Origin of the sequence: Stenotrophomonas sp. NY11291 (assembly GCF_023277365.1) — a bacterium.
Taxonomy (GTDB): Bacteria; Pseudomonadota; Gammaproteobacteria; order Xanthomonadales; family Xanthomonadaceae; genus Stenotrophomonas; species Stenotrophomonas geniculata.
The window spans coordinates 2,616,749-2,640,776 of record NZ_CP096975.1 but is presented as its reverse complement, the minus strand read 5'-3'; the positions used below and the strand labels follow the sequence as shown (position 1 = coordinate 2,640,776).

The 24,028-nt window shown below is 66.0% G+C and carries 20 protein-coding genes; 7 read left to right on the top strand and 13 right to left on the bottom strand.

Features of this window, described 5'->3' with window-relative positions; genetic code table 11:
- Positions 1 to 93: 93 nt before the first annotated feature.
- Positions 94 to 2,289: a TonB-dependent siderophore receptor gene (locus M1L61_RS12345; protein WP_248853540.1), complete on the bottom strand. Its 2,196-nt coding sequence runs from the start codon at positions 2,287 to 2,289 to the stop codon at positions 94 to 96.
- A 244-nt stretch (positions 2,290 to 2,533) separates the two neighbouring features.
- On the opposite strand from M1L61_RS12345, the gene M1L61_RS12340 reads away from it, so the two are divergent.
- Both M1L61_RS12340 and M1L61_RS12335 read left to right on the top strand, forming a co-directional pair.
- Complete coding sequence (locus M1L61_RS12340; RefSeq protein ID WP_100445843.1) at positions 2,534 to 3,118, top strand: TetR/AcrR family transcriptional regulator; 585 nt, start codon at positions 2,534 to 2,536, stop codon at positions 3,116 to 3,118.
- Between the two features lie 104 nt (positions 3,119 to 3,222).
- Positions 3,223 to 4,311, top strand: coding sequence for a crosslink repair DNA glycosylase YcaQ family protein (locus M1L61_RS12335; protein WP_248853539.1), 1,089 nt, complete (start codon positions 3,223 to 3,225; stop codon positions 4,309 to 4,311).
- A gap of 95 nt (positions 4,312 to 4,406) precedes the next feature.
- Here the strand turns inward: M1L61_RS12335 and M1L61_RS12330 are convergent, their stop codons facing one another.
- The 4 genes from M1L61_RS12330 to M1L61_RS12315 form a co-directional block, all read right to left on the bottom strand.
- The gene (locus tag M1L61_RS12330; protein ID WP_248853538.1) at positions 4,407 to 5,333 is read right to left on the bottom strand and encodes an ABC transporter six-transmembrane domain-containing protein; all 927 of its coding nucleotides are present in this window, start codon (positions 5,331 to 5,333) and stop codon (positions 4,407 to 4,409) included.
- Between the two features lie 270 nt (positions 5,334 to 5,603).
- Positions 5,604 to 6,680 carry an ATP-binding protein gene (locus M1L61_RS12325; RefSeq protein ID WP_049455161.1) on the bottom strand — a complete coding sequence of 359 codons (1,077 nt, stop codon included), beginning with the start codon at positions 6,678 to 6,680 and terminating at the stop codon, positions 5,604 to 5,606.
- 4 nt (positions 6,681 to 6,684) lie between these two features.
- Positions 6,685 to 7,401 (bottom strand): response regulator, encoded by a 717-nt coding sequence (locus tag M1L61_RS12320; protein ID WP_248853537.1) that lies wholly within the window; start codon positions 7,399 to 7,401, stop codon positions 6,685 to 6,687.
- 47 nt (positions 7,402 to 7,448) lie between these two features.
- On the bottom strand, positions 7,449 to 8,006 hold the full coding sequence (locus tag M1L61_RS12315; RefSeq protein ID WP_248853536.1) for a hypothetical protein: 558 nt from the start codon (positions 8,004 to 8,006) through the stop codon (positions 7,449 to 7,451).
- A gap of 236 nt (positions 8,007 to 8,242) precedes the next feature.
- On the opposite strand from M1L61_RS12315, the gene M1L61_RS12310 reads away from it, so the two are divergent.
- Together M1L61_RS12310 and M1L61_RS12305 are read left to right on the top strand one after the other, a co-directional pair.
- On the top strand, positions 8,243 to 9,424 hold the full coding sequence (locus tag M1L61_RS12310) for an efflux RND transporter periplasmic adaptor subunit (RefSeq protein WP_248853535.1): 1,182 nt from the start codon (positions 8,243 to 8,245) through the stop codon (positions 9,422 to 9,424).
- 2 nt (positions 9,425 to 9,426) lie between these two features.
- Positions 9,427 to 11,370 carry a MacB family efflux pump subunit gene (locus M1L61_RS12305; protein WP_248853534.1) on the top strand — a complete coding sequence of 648 codons (1,944 nt, stop codon included), beginning with the start codon at positions 9,427 to 9,429 and terminating at the stop codon, positions 11,368 to 11,370.
- A 25-nt stretch (positions 11,371 to 11,395) separates the two neighbouring features.
- Here M1L61_RS12305 and M1L61_RS12300 read toward each other — a convergent pair whose 3' ends face one another.
- Complete coding sequence (locus tag M1L61_RS12300) at positions 11,396 to 13,105, bottom strand: PAS domain S-box protein (RefSeq protein WP_197576434.1); 1,710 nt, start codon at positions 13,103 to 13,105, stop codon at positions 11,396 to 11,398.
- Between the two features lie 233 nt (positions 13,106 to 13,338).
- On the bottom strand, positions 13,339 to 14,298 hold the full coding sequence (locus M1L61_RS12295) for a cation diffusion facilitator family transporter (protein WP_248853533.1): 960 nt from the start codon (positions 14,296 to 14,298) through the stop codon (positions 13,339 to 13,341).
- A gap of 226 nt (positions 14,299 to 14,524) precedes the next feature.
- Here M1L61_RS12295 and M1L61_RS12290 point away from each other — a divergent pair, with 226 nt between their 5' ends.
- A complete protein-coding gene (locus M1L61_RS12290) occupies positions 14,525 to 14,779 on the top strand; it encodes a hypothetical protein (RefSeq protein WP_248853532.1) in 255 nt (84 codons plus the stop codon).
- A 47-nt stretch (positions 14,780 to 14,826) separates the two neighbouring features.
- Here the strand turns inward: M1L61_RS12290 and M1L61_RS12285 are convergent, their stop codons facing one another.
- Positions 14,827 to 15,471, bottom strand: a complete 645-nt coding sequence (locus M1L61_RS12285; RefSeq protein WP_248853531.1) for a TetR/AcrR family transcriptional regulator — start codon at positions 15,469 to 15,471, stop codon at positions 14,827 to 14,829.
- 114 nt (positions 15,472 to 15,585) lie between these two features.
- On the opposite strand from M1L61_RS12285, the gene M1L61_RS12280 reads away from it, so the two are divergent.
- Together M1L61_RS12280 and M1L61_RS12275 are read left to right on the top strand one after the other, a co-directional pair.
- The gene (locus tag M1L61_RS12280; RefSeq protein ID WP_248853530.1) at positions 15,586 to 17,883 is read left to right on the top strand and encodes a TonB-dependent receptor; all 2,298 of its coding nucleotides are present in this window, start codon (positions 15,586 to 15,588) and stop codon (positions 17,881 to 17,883) included.
- 17 nt (positions 17,884 to 17,900) lie between these two features.
- The gene (locus tag M1L61_RS12275) at positions 17,901 to 18,797 is read left to right on the top strand and encodes a tyrosine-protein phosphatase (RefSeq protein ID WP_010485522.1); all 897 of its coding nucleotides are present in this window, start codon (positions 17,901 to 17,903) and stop codon (positions 18,795 to 18,797) included.
- Between the two features lie 100 nt (positions 18,798 to 18,897).
- Here M1L61_RS12275 and M1L61_RS12270 read toward each other — a convergent pair whose 3' ends face one another.
- The 5 genes from M1L61_RS12270 to M1L61_RS12250 all read right to left on the bottom strand — a co-directional run bounded on the left by M1L61_RS12270 (position 18,898) and on the right by M1L61_RS12250 (position 23,994).
- A complete protein-coding gene (locus M1L61_RS12270; RefSeq protein WP_248853529.1) occupies positions 18,898 to 19,155 on the bottom strand; it encodes a hypothetical protein in 258 nt (85 codons plus the stop codon).
- Positions 19,152 to 20,504 (bottom strand): TFIIB-type zinc ribbon-containing protein, encoded by a 1,353-nt coding sequence (locus tag M1L61_RS12265; RefSeq protein WP_248853528.1) that lies wholly within the window; start codon positions 20,502 to 20,504, stop codon positions 19,152 to 19,154. Before M1L61_RS12265 ends, M1L61_RS12270 begins: the two co-directional genes overlap by 4 nt.
- Positions 20,505 to 20,524: 20 nt before the next feature.
- Positions 20,525 to 21,664, bottom strand: a complete 1,140-nt coding sequence (locus tag M1L61_RS12260) for an SPFH domain-containing protein (RefSeq protein WP_049455166.1) — start codon at positions 21,662 to 21,664, stop codon at positions 20,525 to 20,527.
- Between the two features lie 101 nt (positions 21,665 to 21,765).
- Positions 21,766 to 22,674, bottom strand: a complete 909-nt coding sequence (locus tag M1L61_RS12255) for an NAD(P)-dependent oxidoreductase (RefSeq protein ID WP_283102634.1) — start codon at positions 22,672 to 22,674, stop codon at positions 21,766 to 21,768.
- A 27-nt stretch (positions 22,675 to 22,701) separates the two neighbouring features.
- Positions 22,702 to 23,994, bottom strand: coding sequence for a transporter (locus M1L61_RS12250; protein ID WP_126561196.1), 1,293 nt, complete (start codon positions 23,992 to 23,994; stop codon positions 22,702 to 22,704).
- Positions 23,995 to 24,028 lie beyond the last annotated feature (34 nt).

Here is a 24,028-nt window from a genome sequence, read left to right as displayed (position 1 = left end):
GTTCTGGGAAATCCACGCCATGCGTGACCGGCAAAGCGAGCCGAGCAGGCTCGACTCCACAGGTGATGCATGTCTGGCGTGGAGGCGCCTGCCTCAGAAGTCCATCGTCGCCGACACCAGCGCCGTTCTCGGCGCTCCCAGCGCTAGACTGGAAAGCAACGGCATGCCCCAATACGCCTTGTTGGTCACGTTGTTCACACTGGCTCTCAGCGCAAGCGGTCGACCCGCCACGGTGGTGCTGTAGCGCGCCCCGACATCGAACAACGTGCGGCCCGGCACCGACAGGCTGTTGTCGGCACTGATGTACTGCTTCGACATCGCCGTGGCATTGCCGGTCAAGGTCAGGCCCTGCAAGGTCGGTACATCCCATTCCACCCCCAGCTTGGCCTGCCGTTGCGCTACGGCGGTGGCGATGCGTCCCTCATTCACGCCACCGGCCGTGCGGGTCAGTTTCGGCTGCACGTAGGCCACGCCACCGAGCAGGCGCACGCCATCCAGTGGCGTGCCGAAGAAGCCCCATTCCACGCCGCGATTTCGTTGCTCGCCACCGAACGAGAAGATATTCGTGACCGGGTCGGTGTAGCTGCTGGGCCGCTTGATTTCATACACACTGAAGGTGTGCGCGAAGCTGCCCAGGTCCAGCTTCAGGCCCAGCTCCTTCTGCCTGGTGCGGAACGGTGCGAACACATCACCGGCATTGGCAGCGGTCATCGGCGCGGTGGCGCCCTGGCTGAGGCCTTCGATGTAGTTGGTGTAGATGGAGACCCTTCCGGTGGCCTTCACCAGCAGCGCCGCTGCCGGCGTGTTGGCGCTCTCGTCGTAGCGCGAGGTGCGCGCACCGCTGGCGACATTGAAGGTCTCACTGACCACCTGCTGGCGGCGCACGCCCAGGGTCAGCTGCACGCGGTCATCGGCGAAGGCGAGGGTGTCGGCGAAACCGAGGCTGTCCAGCCGCAGCTCGGTGTGCGAGATGTGCGGCGCTACGAACGGTGCCGCCGGGCCCCATGCCGGGTTGTACAGATTGGTGGTCCAGTCCCAGCCCGGCACGCTGCGGCGCCCGTAATCGTTCTGGGTGTGCTGGTAGTGGGTCACGTTGGCGGCCCACTGATGGCCGATGCTGCCGGTGTGGAACGAGCCGCGCAGGCCGGCATCTGCGGACTGCTTCTTGATATCGAAGGCGAGCTGGCCGATCACTGTGGTGAAGTCGCCGGCTGGATTGAGGATCTGCGCGCTGATCGAACCATTGTAGCGGTAGTCGGTCTTGCTGGTGCCGTAGGCCAGGTAGGCCATCAGGGTGTCATTGATGTCCAGCTCGCCCCGCAGCATCGCGCCCTTGTCCTGGCTGTCCACGTAGGCCCAGTCCGGGTTGATCAGCGTATCGCCACGCGGCGGCCGCGGAATGGCCACGCCCGGTGCCAGACCGACGCCGCGTGCCGGGCCGTCCACGCGGTCATCGGCGCTGTACAGATCGGCCGACAGCCGCGCACGTTCGCCGCGCCAGTCCACTGCCAGTGCGCCGAGCTGCACCTTCTTGCTCTGCTTGCCGACCGCGCCATCACCATCACGGTACGCGCCGTTGAAGCGGATGCCGAACTGCTTGTCCGCGCCCAGGCGACGCCCCGCATCCACATGGGCGCCAAACTGCGCATCGGAGGCGAAGTTGGCACTGACCCGCAGCAGCGGTTGATCGCCGGCACGCTTGGGGACCAGGTTGACGCTGCCACCGACCGAGCCGCCCGGCGGCATGCCGTTGAGCAGCGCGGAGGGGCCTTTCAGCACCTCGATGCGTTCGAACATTTCCGGCGAAGTGCGGTAGTACGGCGCCATGCCGCTGAGGCCATTGAAGGTGGTGTCGCTGGTGTTGGAGGCAAAGCCTCGGATCGCGTAGTTCTCGCTCCACGAACCGGTGACGCCGTTGCTGAACACCGTGGGGTCGGTGGCGGCGATGACGTCGGTGAGGTCCTTGGCCTGGCGGTCGCGGATGAAGGACTCGGTGTAGCTGACCGTATTGAACGGCGTGTCCATGAAGTCCTTGTCGCCGAGCAGGCCGACGCGGCTGCCAGCGGCCACTTGCCCGCCCGCATAGTCTGCAGTGACCCGGCGCTGTTCCTGCACCTGCACCGAGGGCAGGGTGGACGGCGCGGAGTCGGCCAGCGCGGCAAACGAGGCCAGCAGCCCTAGCGCGAGGGCCGACATCCGGTAGCGCCGGGCGATGCCTGGTGGATGCATCGGGCCGGAAGATGCGGCGGCAGCGCGATGCTGCAGAGAAGAGAAGTTGTACACGGTCATGCCAGATTCCTGTGAATCGCAGGCGCGAGCGCGCCTGGCGCGCTGCCGACGGCAAGCACGGGGAGAGGGCGCAGCGCAGGGTTGTTGGCTGGGTGGGGACCTGGCGGAAGGTGAGCCATGGGCTCGACTACGGGCAGCGTGCTGGACGCATTCCGAATTAGTTGAGTAAATTAAACTAAATCAATCGAAGCGGACAAGAGGGTCCCTTTGCTGGCACCCTCAGCAGGGTATGAGCACGCACCGTATGAGCCCTCACTCCGATCCAACGGCGCCGCCCCGTGGCCGCCCGCCCACCATCACCCCGGAGCGCCTGGCCGACATCGGCATCCGCCTGGGCCTACCCAACCTGACCATGGCCAACGTGGCCGCCGAACTGGCGGTGACCCAGGCGGCGCTGTACAAGCGCGTGGCCAACCTGGAGGCGTTGAAACGCCTGGTGGCCGAGGCGGTGTTCCAGCGCTGGCAGATTCCGCGCGCGTCGGTCGACGCACCGGGTGGGCTGGAGGCCTACCTGATGCGGTTCGTGGAGTCACTGTGCGAGGTGGTGAAGGCGCATCCCGGGCTGCCACCGTACCTGTTGCGGCGCACGGTGGCGACCGCGCCGATGCTGGAAAAGATCGCCTCGCACCAGGCACACGTGGCTGATGTGTTCGGCCTGCCGGTGGACAAGGCGCGCTGGCTGCTGGCCACGATCGCGTTCTATTGCATCGCCGGCGCCGATACGATCTATGCGATTGCGGACGACGAGGAAGGACAGGTGATCACCGAGTTCAAGCAGGGCATGCGGGCGCTGGTGATCGGTTCGCTGGAGGTATCGCGGCTTCGGTAGATGCACGCCATGCGTGAACGATCCTGGCCTTTCACCCTGACGCCAGCCAGGCATGGCCTGGCTCTACTGGACGGATCGCGTGGTGTCGAGAATACAATGCGGCCATGCCTGCCACGCCTACTCTCGATGATCTTCGCCGCTACGCGGTGGCGCGCACCCTGTTCAAGCCGACTACGCTGCTGACCGCGATACGACGGCTGGGCTTCGTGCAGGCCGACCCGATCAGGGCACCGGCGCGCGCACAGGACCTGACCCTGCGCCACCGGGTGAAGGACTACCGCGCAGGCGATCTTGAGCGGCGCTACACGCGCCTGCCGGTGGAAGAGGATTGCCTGGTGAACTACGGCTTCCTGCCGCGCGAGCATCTGGCACTGATGCACCCGCGCGTGTCCAAGCGCGAATGGGACGCCGAGACCCATCGCCGCGCGGCCGACGTACTGGCCTTCGTGCGCGAGCGCGGCAGCGTGCACCCGCGTGAGGTGGACCAGGCGTTCGCGCATGGGCGGGTGACCAATTACTGGGGCGGCACCAGCAACGCAAGCACGCATCTGCTTGACGGCATGCACTACCGTGGCCTGCTGCGGGTGCAGCGGCGCGACAGTGGCACCCGCATCTATGCAGTGGCCGAGCACGCCGAGCCGGACGCCAGCGAGCAGGCGCAGGTTGAACGGGCCGCCGCCCTGATCGATCTGGTGGTGCGCAAGTACGCGCCGCTGCCCTCGGCCAGCCTGACCTATCTGGTGCGCCTGCTGGGCTATGGCGCCCCACATCTGGCCGAGCAGACCCGGCAGGCGTTGGCGTTGGCCAAGCAACAACTGGCCAGCTGCACGCTGGAGTGCACCACCTGGTACTGGCCGGTGGACGAGAATCCGCGCTCGCGCCGCCATGCACCGGACGAACAGGTGCGCCTGCTGGCGCCGTTCGACCCGGTGGTGTGGGACCGCCGCCGCTTCGAGCTGCTGTGGGGATGGGTGTACAAGTTCGAGGCGTATACACCTGCACCGAAGCGCCAGTATGGGTACTACGCACTGCCGGTGTTGTGGCACGACCAGGTGGTGGGCTGGGCCAATCTCAGCGTGCACGAGGGTGAGTTGGCATCAAGTGTGGGCTATGCCGGCAAGTCGCTGGCCCGCGACAGGGTGTTTCGTGGCGCGTTGGAAGACGAGCTGCAGCGCATGGCGGAGTTCCTGTAGCGCCGAGCGGCGCATTGGTAGCTATCGCTCCCGGTAGTCGCCAACCTTGGTTGGCCCCGCGATGTGTCGGTGCCCATCAAGGTGGCATCTACCGGTCAAGCGGCGTCCTTGTGCTCCGCGTCGTCCATCCCGGGACTGACTCGCCGGCCGATGTCCTTCAGCCGTGCAAGCTGGTCCACCATCGACGGCGCATCGTCCAGGCTGCCGACGAAGGTCCACAGATAGGTCATCACCGCGTAGACGTGGCCCGGCGTGACACCCTCAGTGGTGGCGAGGCGGCCGATGGTCAGCGCGAACAATGCCGCGGCAGCCAGTCCGATCACCACGTAGGCGCCGGCCTCGCGGTCTGACAACAGGATGCGCAGGCGCGACAGCGTGGTGTAGTGGCGGCGCAGCACCGAGGGACTGACCCGGTCGACCAGCCGGATTTCGTGTTCCAGGCGGTTGTTCAGGCGGCCATGCAGCTGCTCGTTGCGGCGTGCGAACGAGGGCAGCACCAGCAGGGCGCCGAGCAGGGTGACCAGGCCAGCGGCACCGACCATCGGCTCGATCGCCAGCAGCATGGCCACCGCACCGAACATCGATGCCAGCGCGGTGGCGATGATCGGCACGTGCTTTTCAAAAAAGTCGACGAACTCGCGGGCCAGCACCACGCGTGCCGCCGAGGTGGACGTGGCCTGGCCCAGCCGACGCTGCGCCTGCACCACGTTCACCGCCAGATCGGCATAGATGCGGGTGAAGGTGCGTGTATCGACCGCTCGACGGGCGGCACCGACCAACCAGAACATCAGTACCACGCCGGCATAGGAGACGGCATGGCCGATGTTGCTGCTGATGATCGCGTCCACCGCGAAGCCGGCGAACAAGGGATAGGCCAGCAGCAGTGAGTTCTCCAGTGCCACCAGCGAGAACGTGCCGGTGAGCTGCCAGGGGTAGGTGCGCAGGATGGCCTTCAGGGTGGCGGCCGCATTCTGCTGGCCGATGCTGCCGGCGGCGGCCGCTGGATCATGGGGGTGTTTCATGGGGTGCCTGGGTGGGTCGGGGACAGGGCAGGGGACGATGCCTGCCATCTCCCGGGTCGCGCCCAGTATCTGCAGCCCTTTGGAGCGGGCATGGAGGGACGATGGAGATTGCGTGGAGGAACCGGCGGCGTTCAGCGGAGGGCGTGGTGCCCAGCAAGGTGGGCAACTACCAGAGTCGTGGTGGTCGCCAACCTTGGTTGGCGCCGCAGTGTGCCGATGCCCACCAAGGTGGGCCGCTACCAGGGCAGCGTCTGCCGCAACGCCGCGCTCTCAACGACGCGCGTGCACCGGCCAGCGTATTTCGAAGGCACTGCCGCCACGTTCGGTCGCCCGGCATCGCGCCTTTCCGTGATGGGCCACGGCAATCGCCCGCACCACCGCCAGGCCGAGACCGGAGCCGCCGCTCTGCCGCGAGCGCGATACATCGGTGCGCTGGAAGGCTTCAAAGATGCTGTCGCGAAGGTCGTCCGGCACACCGGGGCCACCATCCTCAACGGTTACGGTGCAATGGCCTTCGGCCAGCGTCACGTGTACTCGCAGCGGGCAGGGAATGGCATGGCGGCGTGCGTTTTCCAGTAGCGCCAGCACCGCCTGGCGGATGCGCGCCGGGTCGCAGTCGGCCAGCGAAGACCGTGCGTCCAACGTCACCGAGAAACCACTCTCGGTCAGCGCCTCCGACATCGCTTCGACCACCGCTGCCACCTGCACGCTGACGTCGCTGCGCTGCAGGCGCAGATCGAGGTGGCCGCTCTCGGCCAGGCTGACCACGCGCAGGTCTTCGATGATGCGGGTCAGGCCCTCCAGCTGGGTGAGCATGCTGTTGAACTGCTCCGGCCCCGGCTCGAACACGCCTTCGGCGATGCCCTGCAGGCGGCCGCGCAGGATGGTCATCGGCGTGCGAAGTTCGTGTGCGATCGCCGCGTTCCAGAACACGCGGTTCTCCGACATCCGGCTCAATCGCTCGGCCATGGAATTGAAGTCGCTGACCAGCGTGGCGGCCTCGGTCATCGAGGTGTCACCGCCGCGCGCACGCGCCTCCAGATCACCGCTGGCGACGCGACGCAGGCTTTCGGCGACCGAGTTCAGCGGGGTGATGATGCGCCGGGTCAGGCGCGAGGCGATCAATGTGGCCAGCGCAACGACCACGGTGGCGGTCAGGCCGATCCACAGCCATTCCAGGCCTGACGGCATGATGGTTTCCGGTTCGTCGTACCAGCGTGGATAGAACACCTCCATCAGGTAATAGAACAGGTAGAAACCACTGATCGACAGTACGGTCGAACACAGCGACGCGACCGTGATGGAGAGCGTGATCTGGCGCCCGATGCTCTTGCCTTTGGGGTTCATCGGCTCAGTCCAGGAAGCGGTAGCCGACACCGCGGATGGTGGCGGGAATGCCGATGACGCCTGCTTCCTCCAGCTTGCGGCGCAGCTTGCTGACGTGGCTGTCCACGGTGCGCTCCTGCGCATCGCCTTCCGGCAGGCAGCTCTGGAGCAGATCCAGCCGGCTGTGCACCATGCGCGGTGCGCGCGCCATGTGTACCAGCAGACGGAACTCGGTGAGCGTGAAACTCAGAGCATGCACGTGGTCATCGGTGCGCACGGTGACTTCATGGCTGCGCAGGTCGATCTCGAACGGCCCCTGCCGGATCAGCCCGTTGGGCTCTTCTGCAATGGGCTTCGCGCTACGGCGCAGCACCGCCTGGATGCGGGCGACGATCTCGGCGGGATTGAATGGCTTGGCCACGTAGTCGTCGGCACCGACGCGCAGGCCAGTGAGCTTGTCCACGTCCTGGTCCAGTGCGGTGAGCATGATTACCGGGGTGTTGCCGCGCCGGCGCAACTCGCTCAGCACCTGCCAGCCGTCCATCTTCGGCATCTGCACGTCCAGCAGCACCAGGTCGGGGCGCAGCTGGCGGTGGCTGGTGAGGGCGGCTTCGCCGTCGGCGGCGCGGGCGCTGCGCAGCCCGGAGCGGGCCAGGTAGGCGCCGAGAATGTCCGCGATTTCGCCTTCATCTTCGGCAATGAGCACCAGGGGCGCCAGGTGTGTGCGGGCATCGGATTTCATTGCATGCTGCGGTTTCAAGTAAGGAATGGGAAACGCCGGCGACGGTGTCATCGTGGCCGTTCCAGGGTCTGCGCTTCTTCGTGGGCGGCCCAGGCCAGGGTGGCCAGCACCAGCGTGTGCTGCAGGGCGGGCGCCAGTGTTGTGGTGGCGCGCAGGTGCTGTGCGAGCAGGGTCGATACGGCCGCAGGCAGCTTGCTCCACCGCGATTGCATGCCCGTTGCGTCCACCCGGTCCTGCAGGCGACGGGCCATGCGGACCACGGCCCGCAGGCGCAGGGCAAGCAACGCAGCCACCAGGACAGCCGCCATCCCTGCTGGCATGAGGCTCACGTCAGCGGCGGAGGCGGACCAGGCCGCGAGGCCGATCAGCGACGCCGACGCCAGGGTGCCCGCGCGCGCCGAATGACCGGGGCCTTCGCTGCGGAACCACACCAACGCGGCGGCACAGGCGCCCGCCAGCAGGGGCGGCGCCGGGTTCGCGCTGGCAAGCATCCAGGCACTGGTCGACGCCAGCACCAGTGCAAGCAGCCACGGCGAAGGCGCGCACCAGGCAAGGTAGGCGCGGCGGATATCGATGGGAGGCAGGTCTGGAAACGGAAGGGACACGGCGGGAGCGCAGTCGGCGAGGCCGACAAGGCTAGGAGCCGTTGATGGAGACTTGGTCGAGATTGTGTCGAGATTTCGTGGACGCGATCCGTGCCGTTCAGGAGCGGGCCCCGTGCCTGAACGGATGTGCGGCCTCCATGCAATCTCCACAGTGGCTCCAAGAAACATCCACCACCACCTTCCAGACTGCGGCTTCTGCGGTCACATCCGGTGGCTGCGTGCATGCGAGCCTTCCGATGAACAACCGCAGGACCTGGATCATTGCCGCAATCGTTGTACTTCTTGCAGGCGGCACCGGTGGGTGGCTGTTCGCCGAAGGTGATGATGCCGCGCTGATCACGGCCCCGGCAAGGGTGGCGGACCTGGAAAAGACTGTGCAGGCAGTCGGCCGGGTCAACCCCAAGGAACTGGTGGCGGTGGGCGCGCAGGTGTCGGGCCAGGTCACGCGCCTGCATGTGGTGCTGGGCCAGCGCGTGCACGCTGGCGACCTGATTGCCGAAGTGGATTCGCAGCCGCAGCGCATCGCCCTGCGCAGCGCCGAAGCAGCCACCAACACACTGCGTGCGCAGCACGCGGCCAGCCAGGCGCGTTACAGCCAGGCCCTTCGCACGTACGAGCGCCAGTCGCAGCTGGTGGCATCGCGGCTGGTCTCGCAGGAAGGCTTCGAAGCGGCCCGTGTGGCGCGCGATGCGGCGCGCGCGGAGGCCGCCGCGTTGCAGGCGCAGATCGACCAGGCGGTGACCCAGGTGGAGACCGCCCGTATCAACCTCGGCTACACCCGCATCGTCTCACCGTCCGACGGCTACATCGTGGCCATCGTCACCAATGCCGGGCAGACGCTGAACTCGATGCAGACCACGCCGACCATCGTGATGCTGGCACAGATGGACACGATGACCGTACGCGCCGAGATCGCCGAGGCCGACGTGGAACTGATCGCACCCGGCCAGCCGTTGTGGTTTTCGACGCTGGGGCCGAGCGGGCGCCGCTATGAATCGCGCCTGCAACAGCTTGAGCCTGCGCCGTCGTCGATTGCCGATGTGGCCAGTGGCAACAGCGGTGGATCGGCGCAGACGCCGAAGGCGGTGTACTACGCCGGGTTGTTCGACGTGGCCAACCCGGGCTTGATGCTGAAGCCCTCGATGACGGTGAAGGTGACGATCCAACTGGCACGCGTGGCCAATGCACTGCAGGTGCCGCTGACAGCGCTGGGCGAGTCCGACGACAAGAACAGCAACCGCGCAACCGTGCAGGTGGTCGATGCGAAAGGCCGTGCCCGCGAGCGCGCAGTGACCACCGGGCTGCGCACCGCCACCGCCGTGCAGATCCTGTCTGGCCTGGAAGCGGGCGAGAACGTGGTGGTCGGGCAGGCGCCCAGCGGCGCGGAAGCCGAGCCCACCAGCCTGCTGGGGATGTGAGCATGGTCGACGCGCTGCTGGAACTGCATGGCGTATCGCGCGCCTACTGCTCGGCCGCCGGTGAGGTGGTGGTGTTGAAGGACGTGTCGCTGCGCATCGAGGCGGGCGAGTTCATCGCCATCATCGGCCCGTCCGGCTCGGGCAAATCCACGCTGATGAACATCCTGGGCTGCCTGGACCGGCCAACCGAAGGCAGCTACCGCGTGCAGGGCGTGGCAACCGAGCAGATGTCACCCGATGAACTGGCGCACCTGCGCCGCGAGCATTTCGGCTTCATCTTCCAGCGCTACAACCTGATGGAGAACCTGAGCGCCACGGAGAATGTGGCGTTGCCGGCGGTCTATGCGGGCGTGGATGCCGATGCGCGCACCGCCCGTGCCCGCATGCTGCTGGAAACGCTGGGGCTGGGTGAGCGCACCACGAATCGGCCCAGCCAGCTGTCCGGCGGCCAGCAGCAGCGCGTTTCCATTGCGCGTTCGCTGATGAATGGCGGCGCCATCGTGCTGGCCGATGAGCCGACCGGCGCGCTGGATCATGCCAGCGGCCGGCAGGTGATGACGGAACTCAAGCGCCTGCATGCACAGGGCCATACCGTGATCCTGGTGACCCATGATGCAGCGATTGCCGCGCACGCTTCACGCGTGATCGAGATCGCAGACGGTCAGGTCGTATCCGACCGTGGCATGGGTGATCCTGCGGTTGCACGCAGTGCCGCTGTGCCCGAGCGCCGTCCAGAACCGGCCGCCGAGCGCCGCGCGCGCCTGGATGCAATCAGGGAAGCTGCACGGATGGCGGTGCGTTCGATGCTGGCCCACCGGCTGCGCACCCTGCTGACCATGCTGGGCATCATCATCGGCGTGGCTGCGGTGGTGGCCGTGGTTGCGTTGGGCAAGGGCGCACAGGCACAGGTCGAGTCACAGATCAACGAACTGGGTGCCAGCACGCTGGACATCTTCCCGGGCGCGGACTTCGGTGACCCGCGCTCGGGCGAGATTGAAACGCTGGTGGTGGACGATGCCGATCACCTGGCCGCGTTGAGTTACGTGGATAGCGTAAGCCCCAACCTGAGCGGCTCGGTGGCCGCACTGCAGGGCAACCGGCGCGCCAACACGCAGGTGCTTGGCGTGGGCGCTGATCTACCACGTGTGCGCGGGCTGCGCCTGAAGGCGGGCCGGTTCTTCACCGATGCCGAGGTGGAGGCACATCGCGCGGTGGGCGTGGTCGACCAGAAGGCGGCCAAGGCATTGTTCAGCGGCAATCCGATCGGCGGCACGGTGCTGCTGGGCGGCATGCCGGTGGAAGTGATCGGCGTGGTTGGCCCCAACGCATTCGCCGGCGGAGCGACGCCGACGGTGTATGCGCCGTACACCTCCGCGTCCTCGCGTCTGCTTGGCAGCCAGCGGCTGGAGAGCATTACCGTACGCGTGCGGGATGACGTGCCAACCACCGCCGCTGAAGCCTCGCTGGGTGCGGAGCTGCAACGCCTGCACGGCCGGCGTGATTTCTTCATCTACAACGCCGACCAGATCCGCAAGGCGGTGATGAAGTCCAGCCAGACCATGGCGGCACTGGTTTCGGCCATTGCAGCGGTGGCGCTGGTGGTCGGTGGCGTGGGGGTGATGAACATCATGCTGGTGTCGGTGAAGGAGCGCGTGCGCGAGATCGGTGTGAGGCTGGCGGTGGGTGCCCGTCAGGGCGACATCCTGCGCCAGTTCCTGATCGAGGCCGTGTTGATCTGCCTGTTCGGCGGGGTACTCGGGGTGTTGTTCGCGTTGGCTGTGGGCGCCTTGTCCAGCCTGCTGTCGCTGGGGGTGCCGTTCCTGTTCACGCCTGGGCCGGTGCTCGCCGCGCTGGCATGTTCGTCTGCCATCGGGCTCGGTTTCGGCTACTTCCCGGCGCGCAGTGCCGCACAGCTCGACCCGATCCAGGCGTTGGCGGCGGAGTAGGGTCGCGCCCGCTGCGGGGAGAGTCTCAGGTTGCCGGTCGCGGGTGCGTGCGCACGCGTGCGCGCTCGCGGTACAGGCGACTGTCGGCGCGCTGCAGGGTGTCGGCCACCGACTCACCCGGGGCGTGGTGGGTCGCACCCAGTGAGAAGGGCGTGGGTGACCGACCGGCCTGCTGCGTATACCACTGCTCCAGCGCGGCCAACCGCCCCGGCTCCGGGCAGGTCAGCACCACCATGAACTCGTCGCCGCCCATACGCACTACGCTTTCCATTGCCCCCAATGGAGCGCGCAGGAAGGCGGCGAACTCGACCAGCACCGTGTCACCTCGCGCATGGCCCTGCGTATCGTTGATCTGCTTGAAATGATCCAGATCGAACATCAGGCAGGCCCAGGGTTGATCAACCAGCTCGTCCAGGCGCGGCAGGAAGCGGCGGTTGTAGCTCTGGGTCAGCGGATCCTTGAAGGACATCTCGCGCAGCTGCTGCTCCTGCATCCGCAGTGCAGTAACATCCTGTGCATGGCCCAGCACATAGGGTGGGTTCGCCTCACTGTCGAGCACGTTGTGATACGCCCAGAAATGGCGGGTGCCATCGGCAGCGATCAGTTCGATGACGCCGGCATCGGTGTGGTTGACCGTGATCCGCGCGAGATAGGCCTTGAATGCAGCACGCTTCTCGGGAGGCATCAGATCGCACAGGCTGCGCCCGATCATATGAGTCTCATCGAAGCCCAGCGACTGCACGGCCGCCGGGTTCACCGATGTCAGCACGCCCTCCAGCGTGTGCGTGCAGATCAGGCCGAGGCTGTAGTGGAACAGGCGCCGGTAGCGCGTTTCGCTCGCCTCCAGGGCATCCAGCGCGGCACGCTCCTCGGTGATGTCCTGGATGGCGCCGACCAGGCGAGGGTGCCCATCCACCTGCTGACGGCCACCGACCACCCGGGTCCAGATGGAGCGCCCATCGGCGGTGGTCATTGGCAGCTGCACTTCCCATGAGGTGCCTTCCTCGATGCAGCGCTGGACCGCGCTGCGGATGATGTTGCGACTGTCCTCCCGATAGAAGGACAGTGCGGTGTCGAACGTGGGTTGATAGTTGCCGCGCACGCCGTGGATCTGCTTGGTTTCGCGGGTCCAGCGTACTTCGTGGGAGAGCAGGTCCATCTCCCAGCCGCCCACCCGTGCCGCGCGGTTGGTGCGTTCCAGGAAGTCCTCGCTGCGTTTCAGTTCGCGGTGCAGTGCCTTGGCCTGGCCGACCTGTGCCATCAGGGTGCTGCGCTGTTCCAGCACCTGGGTGGTGACCCGCGCCAGATGCACCATCAGTTCGCGCTGCGAGGGCGACAGTACGCCCGGCATCGGATCGAGCAGGCACAGTGTTCCGATACGGGCACCCTGCGCTGACCCAAGCGAGATTCCCGCGTAGTGGCGGATGCGCGGGCCACCGGTCACCAGGGGGTTGGTGGAGAATCGCGGGTCCTGCCGGGCATCCGGGATCTCGAACAGTTCGTCCTGCTCGATGGCATGAGTACAGAACGAGATGTTGCGTGCAGTCTCGCTGACACCTTCAAGGCCGATATTGGCCTTGAACCACTGGCGCTCCTCGGCGACCACCGAGATCAGGCCCATGGTCATGCCAGTCGCTGCGCGGGCGGCAGCAACGATTGCATCGAACACCGGTTCGGCTGGCGTGTCGAGCAGGTGCAGGCGATCGATTTCAAGCAGGCGGTCGGCTTCGTCCATGGCGCTTTGCAGGGCTGGGTGGCGAGGGCGGCTTCGGCGGCTGTCAGGTACTACGCTAGTGCGCACCACGTTATGTATCGCTACGGTGAGGTGATGCCGACGTGACGCGCTTCCGCCTGCGTTTGCGAACTGCACGCGAGGGGTGAAAAAGCGTGACGGTGGTCGCGAACGAGCGCGCGCCGGCGGAGCTTGCATCGGAGGATCTGCAGGGCAAAGCGCGTACAGAGACATCATCAGTCCGGTGCTGGCGGCGTGGCCAGTGCAGCGCGCCGGGCAGCATAGACCTCCGGCGTCTGCGGCTTGACGAACAGTGCCACCAATTCCGGAAACTCCTGCTTCACTGCAGTTTCGATGCGGGTGATGCAGGCCTCGATCTGCGGCGTGCGCCGGTCATCCTCGAATTCCGCGCTGAGCATGGCCACGACCTGCTGTGGTCCCATCTGCATGGTGGTCACGCCATTGGCGCGGCGCAGGTCTGGATCGGTTTCCGCCACGGCCATGATCCGCTCGGCCACGGCCGGGTGGGCCGGCTCACCTACCAGCAGTCCCTTGGTTTCGCGTGCGAGAAGAAAGGCGGTGGCGGCAAGCACGCCGGCGATGCACAGCGACGCCACACCATCAAGCACCGGCATGTCCAGGGCCTGGGCGGCCACGAGCCCGATCAATGCGAAAACCAGGCCCAGCAGGGCCGCGCTATCCTCCAGCAGCACGGTAAAGGTGGACGGGTCCTTGCTGCGGCGGAATGCTTCGAAGTAGCCAAGTCTGCCCTTGGTGCGCCGGAACTCACGCAGCGCCACCCACCAGGAAGCCCCCTCGAACAGGATGGAGATGCCCAGCACGCTGTAGCTCAACGCGTGGTTGGTAGCTGGCTCCGGCCGGCGGATGTGCTGGATGCCTTCGTAGGCCGAAACGCCGGCACCGGCGGCGAACACCAGCAGGGCGACAATGAAGCTCCAGAAGTACAGCTCGCGGCCATAGCCAAAAGGATGTACCGGGTCAGGGGCCTTGCCTGCACGACGCAGGCCGTAGAGCAGCAGCACCTCATTGAGGGTGTCTACCAGCGAATGCACGCCCTCGCTGAGCATGGCCGAGCTGCCGGAGATGCCTGCGGCAATGAACTTGGCGATGGCAATGGCCAGGTTGCCCGCGAGGGCGGCGTAGATGACCAGACGGGAACCGGTGGGGACTGACATCAAGGCAAGGGGGAGGGCAGGTGGATGCCTGATCTTCCGGACGGGGATGTTCCCGGGATGTGCAGGTGTCCGATGTGCCGGGGCCGGGCTGGCGCCTAACTGCCACTGCGATCAAGCCGGTTAGACGACGTGACTGCGGACGCCAGGCCCTACGCTGGGGTCAGTCCTCGTTGCCAACCCTGTTCGAAGCGACGTTGACCATTTTCCATAACCTGAAGAGACTTCGATGAATCACAAATTTCCCTGGTGCGCCCTCCTCATTCTGTTGCTCTGCGCCAGCGTCGCGCGGATCTCCAACACCCTCCTGCTCGCTGCGGGTGGCAAGTTTCTCGTAGCGGCAAGTGCAGCCCCGATCGCAAGCTGGGGACCCCCTGGATACGGGCTGCTGATCGTCATGGGGTTTCTTGCGCTGGCGTCCTGGTACTTCAGGGCGAGCGCGCAGGCCGCGCAGAAGGCTCTGCCGGCCCGCTTCTTCATCTGATACCACCGTTTGGGCCCGGGGTGCCGGCCAGCGGCCGGCACTACCGTTCAATCGGCCATCACGCGCCCAATGGCATCGGCCAGCAGGGCGCGTACCCGCGCCGGCGGCAGGTCCGGATCGCGCACGGCACGCATCGCCAGTCCCTCCACCAGCAACCGCAGCAACAGGGTGCGGCCGGCAATCCGTTCTTCGTCCAGCGCCCGGCCAAGGCTCGCATCACGCTGTCGCAGCCAGGCCTGGATGGCGGCGCTGGTCTGCTTGTCGTGGGTACGCAGCACAGCGGCCAGCTCCGGATCGCGATGGGCCTCGGCATTGATCTCCGCATACAGCGCAACGCTGGCAATCGCGTTGCCGTGAATCGGCAGTACCTCACCACGCGCCCATTGCTGGTAGCACTCCAGCAGCCCGTCGACCAGGTCGGAGGCTGCGGGCATCTCGCTGATCGAGGCCTGGTCGTGGCGCAGCTGGCGCTCGATCAGGGCCAGGATCAGGGCGCGCTTGTTGGCGAAATAGCGGTACATCAGCCCCTGGCTGATCTCGGCCTCGGCAGCGATGTCGCCGATGGATCCGGCATGGAAGCCGCGGGTGATGAAGCACTTCTGGGCGGCGTCGAGTATGCGGCGGCGCTGGGCCTCGGCATGGGCCGCAGCGGGATCTTCGGAGGTCGGGGCTACGGTGGATTTCGGCGTCATTGCGTGAGGTCAGGGCGTCCAGAGGCGGGATAGTACGTCACAAAAGATGTGAATGAACGGTCATTCATTTGTAATTCCCGCCTCCCAGACTGCGCCGGCCTTCTCCTTCCGCGAATGAGTCCGATGCGCCACGCCACGTTGCACCGCCCGTTGCTCACCCTCGCCATCGCTGCCGCTCTGCCGGCGCTGGCCCATGCCGAAGAAAGTCCAACTGCGGATGCCAGCGCATCCGCTGATGCAGCGCGCACCGTGGTCGCCCTCGACCAGGTGATGGTGACCGCGCAGAAGCGCGCTACCAACCTGCAGGAGACGCCGATCTCGGTGTCGGTGGTCGATGCCGAAGCGCTGAAGGATCGCAGCGCGATCTCACTCGGCAGCCTGTCTGATGGTTCCATCCCGTCGCTGCGGGTCACACCGTTCGCCACCCGCAGTTCTGCACTGAACATCGGCATCCGTGGCATCGGCGCCTCCGGCGACGCCAACCAACCCGCACGCGATGCCGGCGTCGGCATCTACGTCGACGGTGTGTTCATGGGCCGTGCGCAGGGCCTGGGCAGCATGCTCTACGACGTGGAGCGCATCGAAGTGCTGAAGGGCCCGCAGGGCACGCTGTTCGGCCGAAATACCGAAGGCGGTGCGGTGAGCATCGTGACCAAGGCGCCGACCGGCGAGTTTGGCGGCAGCGTCAGCGCGGGGGTGTCCAACTTCAGCGGCTACAACAGCGCGCTGCACCTGGACCTGCCCAAGGTGGGCGATGTCAGCTTCAAGATCGACGCCGTGCAGGCCAAGCGCGGCGGCACCACCGACAACCCGATGCGCGGCGAGCGTGACTTCAACAGCTATGACAAGCGCGGCGCCCGCCTGAGCGCGCTGTGGCAGCCAAGCGATGACTTCTCGCTGCTGTACGCCTTCGACCGCTCCTACGATGCCACCACGCCGTACCACACCCAGGTGCTGGCATCGGGCGCCTACCTCAGCCCGCTGCAGAAGGCCGGTGCCAGCCAGGACCGTCGCGGCAGCGCCATCCTGGGTGGACCGCAGGAAGACAACATCGGCCGCACCAGTGGCCATCTGTTGAACCTGTCGTGGGTATTGAATGACAACCTTGAGCTGAAATCGATCAGTTCCTACCGCGAACTGACCCAGGGCCAGTTCGACATGGGCCTGGTCGATGCGATTTCGGCCTACGGCGGCGCCGGCACGCCCTTCGGCCGTTACAGCCTGGCGCAGGTCTACCAGCACCAGTACAGCCAGGAGCTCCAGCTGATCGGCAACACCTCGCAGGTGCAGTTCCTCGGCGGCGCGTTCTACTACCACGAAACCGCAGGCGACAACGCGCAGACGCCGAACATGCTGGTGTGGGGGCCGGGCGGCAACAGCTATACGGTGAACCCGGCGACCAGCCCGCTGGATCTTTCCCGTGTACGGATCGACCGCGCCAGCAAGGCGTGGACCGACAGCCTGGGCGTGTTCGGCCAGGCCACGTGGACGCCCGAAGCGCTGCAGCGACTGCACCTGACTGCCGGCGGTCGCTACACCCGTGACGACAAGAAGGGCAGCCTGTACATCGTCAATGGCGCGGCAACGAACCTTGCGTTCAAGGACCGCTGGAGCCGCTTCGACCCGATGGTGAACATCGCCTACGACCTTGGCGAGCACGCAATGGTCTATGCCAAGTACAGCACCGGCTTCAAGGCCGGCGGTGCCAACTCGCGCTCGACCAATTACACCGCTTTCGGTCCAGAGGAAGTGACGGCCTATGAGCTGGGCTTCAAGTCTCAGTTCTGGGACAACCGTGCGCGCCTGAACCTGGCGGTGTTCGATTCGACCATCGCGCACAAGCAGATGGACTTCTCGCTGCCGTTCGACCCGAACAGCGGTGAAACCCGCACCACCATGGTCACCACCAATGCGCTGAGCGATGGCAAGTCCCGGGGTGCGGAGCTGGAGTTCAACGTGATGCCGATGGACAACCTCACGCTCGGCCTCAACTACGCCTACACGAAGATCGATGCGCAGACCGCAACGGACCCGTTCGGCGCCGGCGTGCAGGTGACCGTGCAGCCGCTGCTGGCCCCGAAAAATGCAGGAAGCCTGTCGGTGGACTACCTGGTGCCGTTCGCCAACTTCTCGGCACTGAAGTTCCATGTGGATGGCAACTGGTCCGATGGCTACTACTCCAGCGAGTACGACCAGATGCTCACCGACAGCTCCTTCGTGGTGAATGCACGGGTGGCACTGGTGGATGTTCCGGTCAACAGCACCGGCACCACGATGTCGTTCTCGTTGTGGGCACGCAACCTGCTCGATGAGCAGCACCTGTTCTACAAGATCAACAGCGCGGCGCTGGGCCAGAGCGGCATCTTCAACGACCCGCGTACTTTCGGCCTGGAAATGGCCGTCAATTTCTGATTCGAACGGAGAGCCCCATGAAGATCCGCCATACCGAACTCGCCCTGGCCCTGATGCTGAGCCTGCCGATGGCCGCAACCGCGGTTGCCGCCGACGCATCGCAGGCGGCCTCCACGAAGGCGACGACCGCCGCCAATGTGAAGCCTGTCGCCGCCGACACACAGCGGGTGATTCCGCTGCAGGGCGCCTGGAACGTACGTACGTTCGCCGGCCTGCAGGGTCGCCACGGCCCGATTCCAGCCAATGCGTTCGTGCGTACCGCCGACCTCGGCCGCCTCACCGATGCCGACCGTGATGCCCTGGTCGCCGCGGGCGTGAAGCTGGACATCGACCTGCGCACCGCCGATGAGGAAGCACAGTCGCCGGACCTGCTGGCCGGCGATGATCGTTTCGATTATCAGCGCATCTCGCTGATGGGCACCGAGAAGATGGACCTGCAGAAGATGATGGCCAGCTTCCCGGATTCGTTGGGCGAAGCCTATGTGCAGTGGCTGGACCACAGCCAGCCGCAGTTCAAGCAGGTGTTCCGGCGCATCGCCGCGCAGCAGGATGGTGCGGTGCTGTTCCATTGCACGGCCGGCAAGGACCGCACCGGCATCATCGCCGGCCTGTTGCTGGACCTGGCCGGCGTGTCGAAGGCCGAGATCGTGCACAACTACGCGATCTCCGCGCATTACCTGGAAGGGCAGCCGAAGGACAGCGCGATGAACGCGCAGCTCATGGCGCTGGTCAAGCAGAACCCGGAGATCGGTCGCAAGATGGCGGGCATGGCAGGTACTGCGCCGGACAACATGGAGCAGTTCCTGGCGGCGCTGCACAGCCAGTATGGTGGTGCGGAGGGTTACCTGAAGGCGATCGGGGTCAGCGAACAGGAGATCCAGCAGTTGAAGGCGCGGCTGGGGCAGGCCGGCTGATAGGTAGTGCCGGCCGCTGGCCGGCTCCCCTTTGACGTCCAGAGACCGAAGGGATGCCGGCCCTCGGCCGGCACTCCCCGCCGCCAGGCATGGCCTGGCGCTACCGTTCGGGCTTCACCCTTACTACCCGTTTCCGGTACTCGTACACGTTGTCACCGCGGATGCGCTTCTCCTCGGTGCCGGTGACCCGGCCGACTTGCTGGTCCGAACCAGTGACTGGCTTGGCCTCGATCTCGGTCTCGTGCTCGAAGGAGTGCGATTTGTCGGTGTTGCGGTAATAGCGGTACAACGCCCAGTACAGCGCGGTTGCGCCGGCCGGACCTGCCGCCAACAGCCAGAGGCCACTGTCGTCACTCATGTCGATGCCACCAGGAAGGCAATTGCGAGGGCTTCAATGACGGTGCCGGTGGCCAGGGCCGCCAGCAGCATCTTCCATTGCTGCACGGGCACGCTGCCCATGGTTTCGCCGGTACGGCCGTTCACTGCGATGTAGTGCAACATGCCGCCGTTCTTGCCGGGCTGGTGGTACGAATACAACCACACCGGCAGGTACATCGACACCCAGCGGGTGCCATGCACCTCCAGTTGTTCCTGCTCCCAGCGCACGCCACGGTTGTAGCGCTTCACCGAACCTTCCACCTGTGCGCGGGCAATTGACAGCAGCTGGTCTTCCAGCCGCGGCCGCAGCTTCTCCACGTCGAGGTTGCGCTTTTCAGAGGTGAAGCCGGCCAGGTACGAAGCGTTCCATTTCACCGCGTTCTTGGTATCGAACGGCAGGATGGTGTTGATGATGTTGTTGGTGTTGGCGCGGGTATCCAGATTGCCGCGCTCGGCCGAGGATTCCAGCGGAAGGTCATCCACGGTGAAATCGACCTGGCGTTCGACCTGGTAGACGTCGGCGTCATACAGGGTGCGCTTGTTTTTCTCGCTGCCTACGGTGTACTGCCGGGTCTGGATCTCGCCCTTGCCGGCCACAGCCGCGCTGACATTGCTGTCGACGATCATGTAGGGCAGGAACACGCCCACCACGTTCTCCGGGGTGAACTGGTCCTTGAATGCCTTCAGCGCGAACATGCGGCGCTTGTCGACGAACTGGCGGATGCGCGCGACCGCATCGTCCTTCTTGATATGGAAGGGCAGCACCGCATCGGGCACCGCGCCGTTGGCGATCTGCTCGTTGACGCCGAAGACGTGGCGGCACCAGTGGCAACGCGCCGTCATCGTACTCTCGGTATTGACCGTGACTTCGGCGCCGCACCCGGTGCATTTGAACGTCATCAGTGCCGAGGTGTCGGCATCGATGTCACGCGCGCCGGAGGCGATGACCGTACCGCGCAGCTGGTCGATGGCTTCGCCAAGGCCGAATTCTTCCTCGACCCGCGCGCCATGCCATTCGTGACGGCAGTACAGGCAGACCAGGATATCGGTCCCGGCTTTGGGCCGGATGTCGGTGGCGCCGCACTTCGGGCAGCGGTTGAGACCGTCCTTGAGCTCGCTGGCCGAGGTATCGATGGCAACAGGATCGGGCGCTTCCACTTCATCGCGGATGGCCTGCGGCAGTTTGGAGGTGTCCAGCGGGAAGCTGCCGGGCAGGGGAGGGGCGTCCTGCGGCGAACCGGGCCCATCCAACGACGCCGCCGGCAGGGGCGGCGGCGGCGCGGGCGCGGATCCGGGCAGCGGCGGTGGGCCGTTTCGGGGATCGGACATGTTGGGTGTGCGTCCTGCCGTTACAGGCCCAATGCCTTGGCCTTGAGCGCGTCGTAATCGCTCTGGGTGATCAAGCCCAGATCGAGCATTTCCTTGGCCTTCTTCAGCTTGGCGACCGGATCGTCGGCCGCCGGGGTGGCCGGCTGCTGCATGCCGCCGACACCGAACATGCCAGACGCCATGCCGACACCGACCAGACCTGCCGCGCCGCCGTTTTCGCCGGCCGACTGGATGCCCTGGGCGACGCTGGCCTGCAGGTTGGAATTGCCGCGCGAACCGGACAGCGCATCGGCGCGCTGCACGGTCTTCAGCAGCTCGCGGGTGTTGGCGTCGTACTCGATCGAGACGATGGCGGTCTTGACGATGGCCAGGCCGCGGTCGGACTTCCACTGGTAACCCTGTTCGACGGCGGCCGACAGGCTCTGCGCGAAGCCCAGCGAGTCCTGCTGCAGCTTGGTGATGCGGTTGCCCTTGCCCGGATCGTTGGTATACAGGCTGAAGGCCGGCGCCAGCGAACCGACCACTTCATTGAACAGCTGGCTGGCGGCGGCGTTGTCCAGATCGGTGAAGTCGAACACCTGGCCCGGCTGCAGGTAGCTGGCCGGCACGAAGTTCTTCACGAACAGGATCGGGTCGACGATCTTCAGCGTGTACGAGCCACGGGTGACCGCGCCTACCTGGGTGTTGAGGAAACCGTCGTCCCAGTAGATTTCCGACTGGGTGCCGAAGCGGTTGTCCGGCAGCTCCTTCAGCGAGACGAAATAGGCCGCCTGCTGCGAACCTGGCTGGCCGCCGAACTTGAAGCGTTCCCAACTCTGCTTGATGAAGGTGCTGACCAGGCCGTCGCCGGCAAAGATCGACTGCGAGTTCAGATCGTCCGAGCGCCACTCGTAGCCACCCGGTTCGGCGACGAACGCGGTGATCGCGCCGTCCTGGAACAGCAGCAGGCCGTAGCCCTCCGGCACGATGATCTTCGAGCCGTTGCTGATGATGTTGGACGAGCCGCTGGTGTTGGAGCCGCGGCCGGCGTTGGTGCCCTGCGGCACCGCCGCGAACAGGGCGGCCGTGGACGGCAGGCCCGCCGGCACGGTGTAGAAGTCCTTCCACTGGTCGGCCAGCACACCGCCAACCGCACCCTTCACCGCCTGTACCAGACCCATGACCAACTCCCTGTGATTCGAAGGCAGGCACCATGCCTGCCGAGCTGGACTGAATATAGCAGCGGTGGAGGACGGCAGTAGTGCCGGAACATGAATCCGGATCAGCGCCGGCCAGTGCCGGTTGGCCCGGCCCGTACCGCCTGCAGCACGGCCGCCATGTCCAGCGCCCCCGATCCGGACGCCAGTGCCTGTGCGAACAGCGCGTCGCTGGCGTCGATCAAGGGCGCATGCATGCCCACCTCATGGGCGGCAGCGGCTACCAGCCCACTGTTCTTGCGCACGTCGGTGATCGACGCCTGCACGCTGAAGTCACCACGGATCATTTTGTCCAGCTTGATTCGCGATACTTCGCTGGCCATCGGCCCTGCGTTGAGCACCTGCGCGAAGCGATCAAGCTCGATGCCGTGTGCTTCGGCGAAGTACACCGCTTCGGCCAAGCCGGTGACCAAGGTGATCAGGTACAGGTTCACCGCCAGTTTCATGCGCAGTGCGGACGGCACTGCACCACAGCACACCGTTTGCCTGCCCATCGGTGCAACCAGTGGGGCGGCTGCCGCGAGGTCGACATCGGCACCGGCCAGCAGGATCACCAGCTGCGCCGCTTCGGCCTGCACGCGTGAGCCAGACACCGGCGCTTCCACGTAGCGGCCGCCCGCGGCGCGGATCTGTTCGGCCAGCGCCTGTGAGTACGCTGCCGAGCTGGTACCCATGTTGATCAGCAGGCGGTCCTCGACCCGCTCGCCAAACGCCGCGCCATGCCGATCGAGCACGCTGTCGATGGCATCGTCATTGGCCAGCATCAGGATGAGGGTGTCGCAGGCCGCGAATACCTCGTCCACCGCCTCGCAGACGTTGATGCCGGCGGTGCGCGCGGCCGCATGGTTGCGGTCGGAGCGCGACCAGCCGCATACCTCGTAACCTGCGCGAGCCAGATGGGTCGCCATGGGCGTTCCCATCACTCCAAGTCCCAGGAATCCGATGCGCATGATGGACGTCCGCTGGCCGCAGATCGCCCATCATGCCATGGGCAGTGGCCGCTAGAGCATGTAAGGAATCTTGAACGCCAGCGTGAAGTCCGGTGCGTCCGGGGTCAGTCCGATGCCCAGCAGTGTCACCAGCGTGGTGTGCTGGTTCAACGCATAGGTCACGCCCAGGTTCAGTGATGCCGCATTGGCGTCACTGCCGATCACCTTCATCCACTTGCCGCCCTGGAAGCGGGTGGAGGCGCGGGCGCTGATGCGGTCGCTGAAGGACAGGCTCAGGCTGGTCCGCTCGTTGAATGCGAAGGCAACACCTGCACCGAAGTACACCGAGCCGCCCAGCTTCACGTCGCCTGGGCTGACCGTATCCGGATTGCTGTCGATGTCGCTGAAGCCGCGAGGGATGGAGTGCACGTACCCGATGTTGGCGAACAGGATGGCCGGGTCAGCGGTCTTCACCATCGACAGGCCGAGGTTGGCCTGCCATACGCCGTTGCCAGTGGGCTGCTCGCGCGGCACGGCGAAGCGGATGTAGTCGTCGTCATCGCGCTCGATCACCTTCCAGTCCAGGCCGTAGGGTGCGCGCCCGGTGGGGGCGGTGACACCGGCCGTGAGCACGGTCTCCGGGCGCCAGCCGCGTTCGCCGAACAGCCGGTAGTTCGCGCTCAGTGCAATGTCGCCCAGGCCGTTGCCGTTGGTCTGCTCCTGCGCGATGGCGGCCGCTGCACCGCCGGCGCCGCCTTTCTGGTATACGGTGCGCCGCGCCAGGTAGGGCACATCCAGGTTGAGGGTCAGGTTCGGGCTGACGCCCCAGCGGGCCGCCACGTTATAGGTCAGCGAGTCGGACTCCACGTTCTCGATGGCGATATTGCCGAGGAAGATGGCGTCCAACGCGAGGAAGCCGTTGAGGGTGAGCTGCTTGCGGTCATAGCGGGCGTAGGTGAGGCTGTTCTCGATGGTGAAGCGACGGGAGAACAGGGCCGATTGCTGCTGCTTCACGTCGTCCACGCTGCGCCGCGACTCCTGCTTGGCCTGTTGGGCCTCGGCAGCGGTACTGGCGTAGCCCTCGCTGCTCGGTGGAACCGCGGCGGCCGCTGCCTGCGCCAATGGTGCGGCCGGTGGGGTCGAGGCTGGGCCAACCCGCCCGCCCAAGCGTGCCTGCATGGCCTGCACCTGCATGTCCAGTTCGCGCAGCCGCCGCACTTCCTGTGCGTAGTTGGCTTTCAGCTGTTCCAGCTGGTTGGCCAGGGCCTGCACGTCTGCGCCATCGTCAGGCGTCGGCGGCACGGCAAGGGCGGTGCCCGCCAGCGCCGCCAGCGCCAACGGGGTGATCCTCATCAGGGTGTGCATGTTCGTGTCCTGCGTTGTGGAGCGTTTCCCCCAA

Bases quoted from the DNA above. Each gene is read 5' to 3' on its own strand.
- M1L61_RS12325 (WP_049455161.1), bottom strand. From the start codon at position 6,680: ATGAACCCCAAAGGCAAGAGCATCGGGCGCCAGATCACGCTCTCCATC.
- M1L61_RS12310 (WP_248853535.1), top strand. From the start codon at position 8,243: ATGAACAACCGCAGGACCTGGATCATTGCCGCAATCGTTGTACTTCTT.
- M1L61_RS12305 (WP_248853534.1), top strand. From the start codon at position 9,427: ATGGTCGACGCGCTGCTGGAACTGCATGGCGTATCGCGCGCCTACTGC.
- M1L61_RS12265 (WP_248853528.1), bottom strand. From the start codon at position 20,504: ATGTCCGATCCCCGAAACGGCCCACCGCCGCTGCCCGGATCCGCGCCC.
- M1L61_RS12320 (WP_248853537.1), bottom strand. From the start codon at position 7,401: ATGAAATCCGATGCCCGCACACACCTGGCGCCCCTGGTGCTCATTGCC.
- M1L61_RS12295 (WP_248853533.1), bottom strand. From the start codon at position 14,298: ATGTCAGTCCCCACCGGTTCCCGTCTGGTCATCTACGCCGCCCTCGCG.
- M1L61_RS12340 (WP_100445843.1), top strand. From the start codon at position 2,534: ATGAGCCCTCACTCCGATCCAACGGCGCCGCCCCGTGGCCGCCCGCCC.
- M1L61_RS12260 (WP_049455166.1), bottom strand. From the start codon at position 21,664: ATGGGTCTGGTACAGGCGGTGAAGGGTGCGGTTGGCGGTGTGCTGGCC.
- M1L61_RS12335 (WP_248853539.1), top strand. From the start codon at position 3,223: ATGCCTGCCACGCCTACTCTCGATGATCTTCGCCGCTACGCGGTGGCG.
- M1L61_RS12330 (WP_248853538.1), bottom strand. From the start codon at position 5,333: ATGAAACACCCCCATGATCCAGCGGCCGCCGCCGGCAGCATCGGCCAG.
- M1L61_RS12250 (WP_126561196.1), bottom strand. From the start codon at position 23,994: ATGCACACCCTGATGAGGATCACCCCGTTGGCGCTGGCGGCGCTGGCG.
- M1L61_RS12290 (WP_248853532.1), top strand. From the start codon at position 14,525: ATGAATCACAAATTTCCCTGGTGCGCCCTCCTCATTCTGTTGCTCTGC.
- M1L61_RS12275 (WP_010485522.1), top strand. From the start codon at position 17,901: ATGAAGATCCGCCATACCGAACTCGCCCTGGCCCTGATGCTGAGCCTG.
- M1L61_RS12285 (WP_248853531.1), bottom strand. From the start codon at position 15,471: ATGACGCCGAAATCCACCGTAGCCCCGACCTCCGAAGATCCCGCTGCG.
- M1L61_RS12280 (WP_248853530.1), top strand. From the start codon at position 15,586: ATGAGTCCGATGCGCCACGCCACGTTGCACCGCCCGTTGCTCACCCTC.
- M1L61_RS12345 (WP_248853540.1), bottom strand. From the start codon at position 2,289: ATGACCGTGTACAACTTCTCTTCTCTGCAGCATCGCGCTGCCGCCGCA.
- M1L61_RS12270 (WP_248853529.1), bottom strand. From the start codon at position 19,155: ATGAGTGACGACAGTGGCCTCTGGCTGTTGGCGGCAGGTCCGGCCGGC.
- M1L61_RS12300 (WP_197576434.1), bottom strand. From the start codon at position 13,105: ATGGACGAAGCCGACCGCCTGCTTGAAATCGATCGCCTGCACCTGCTC.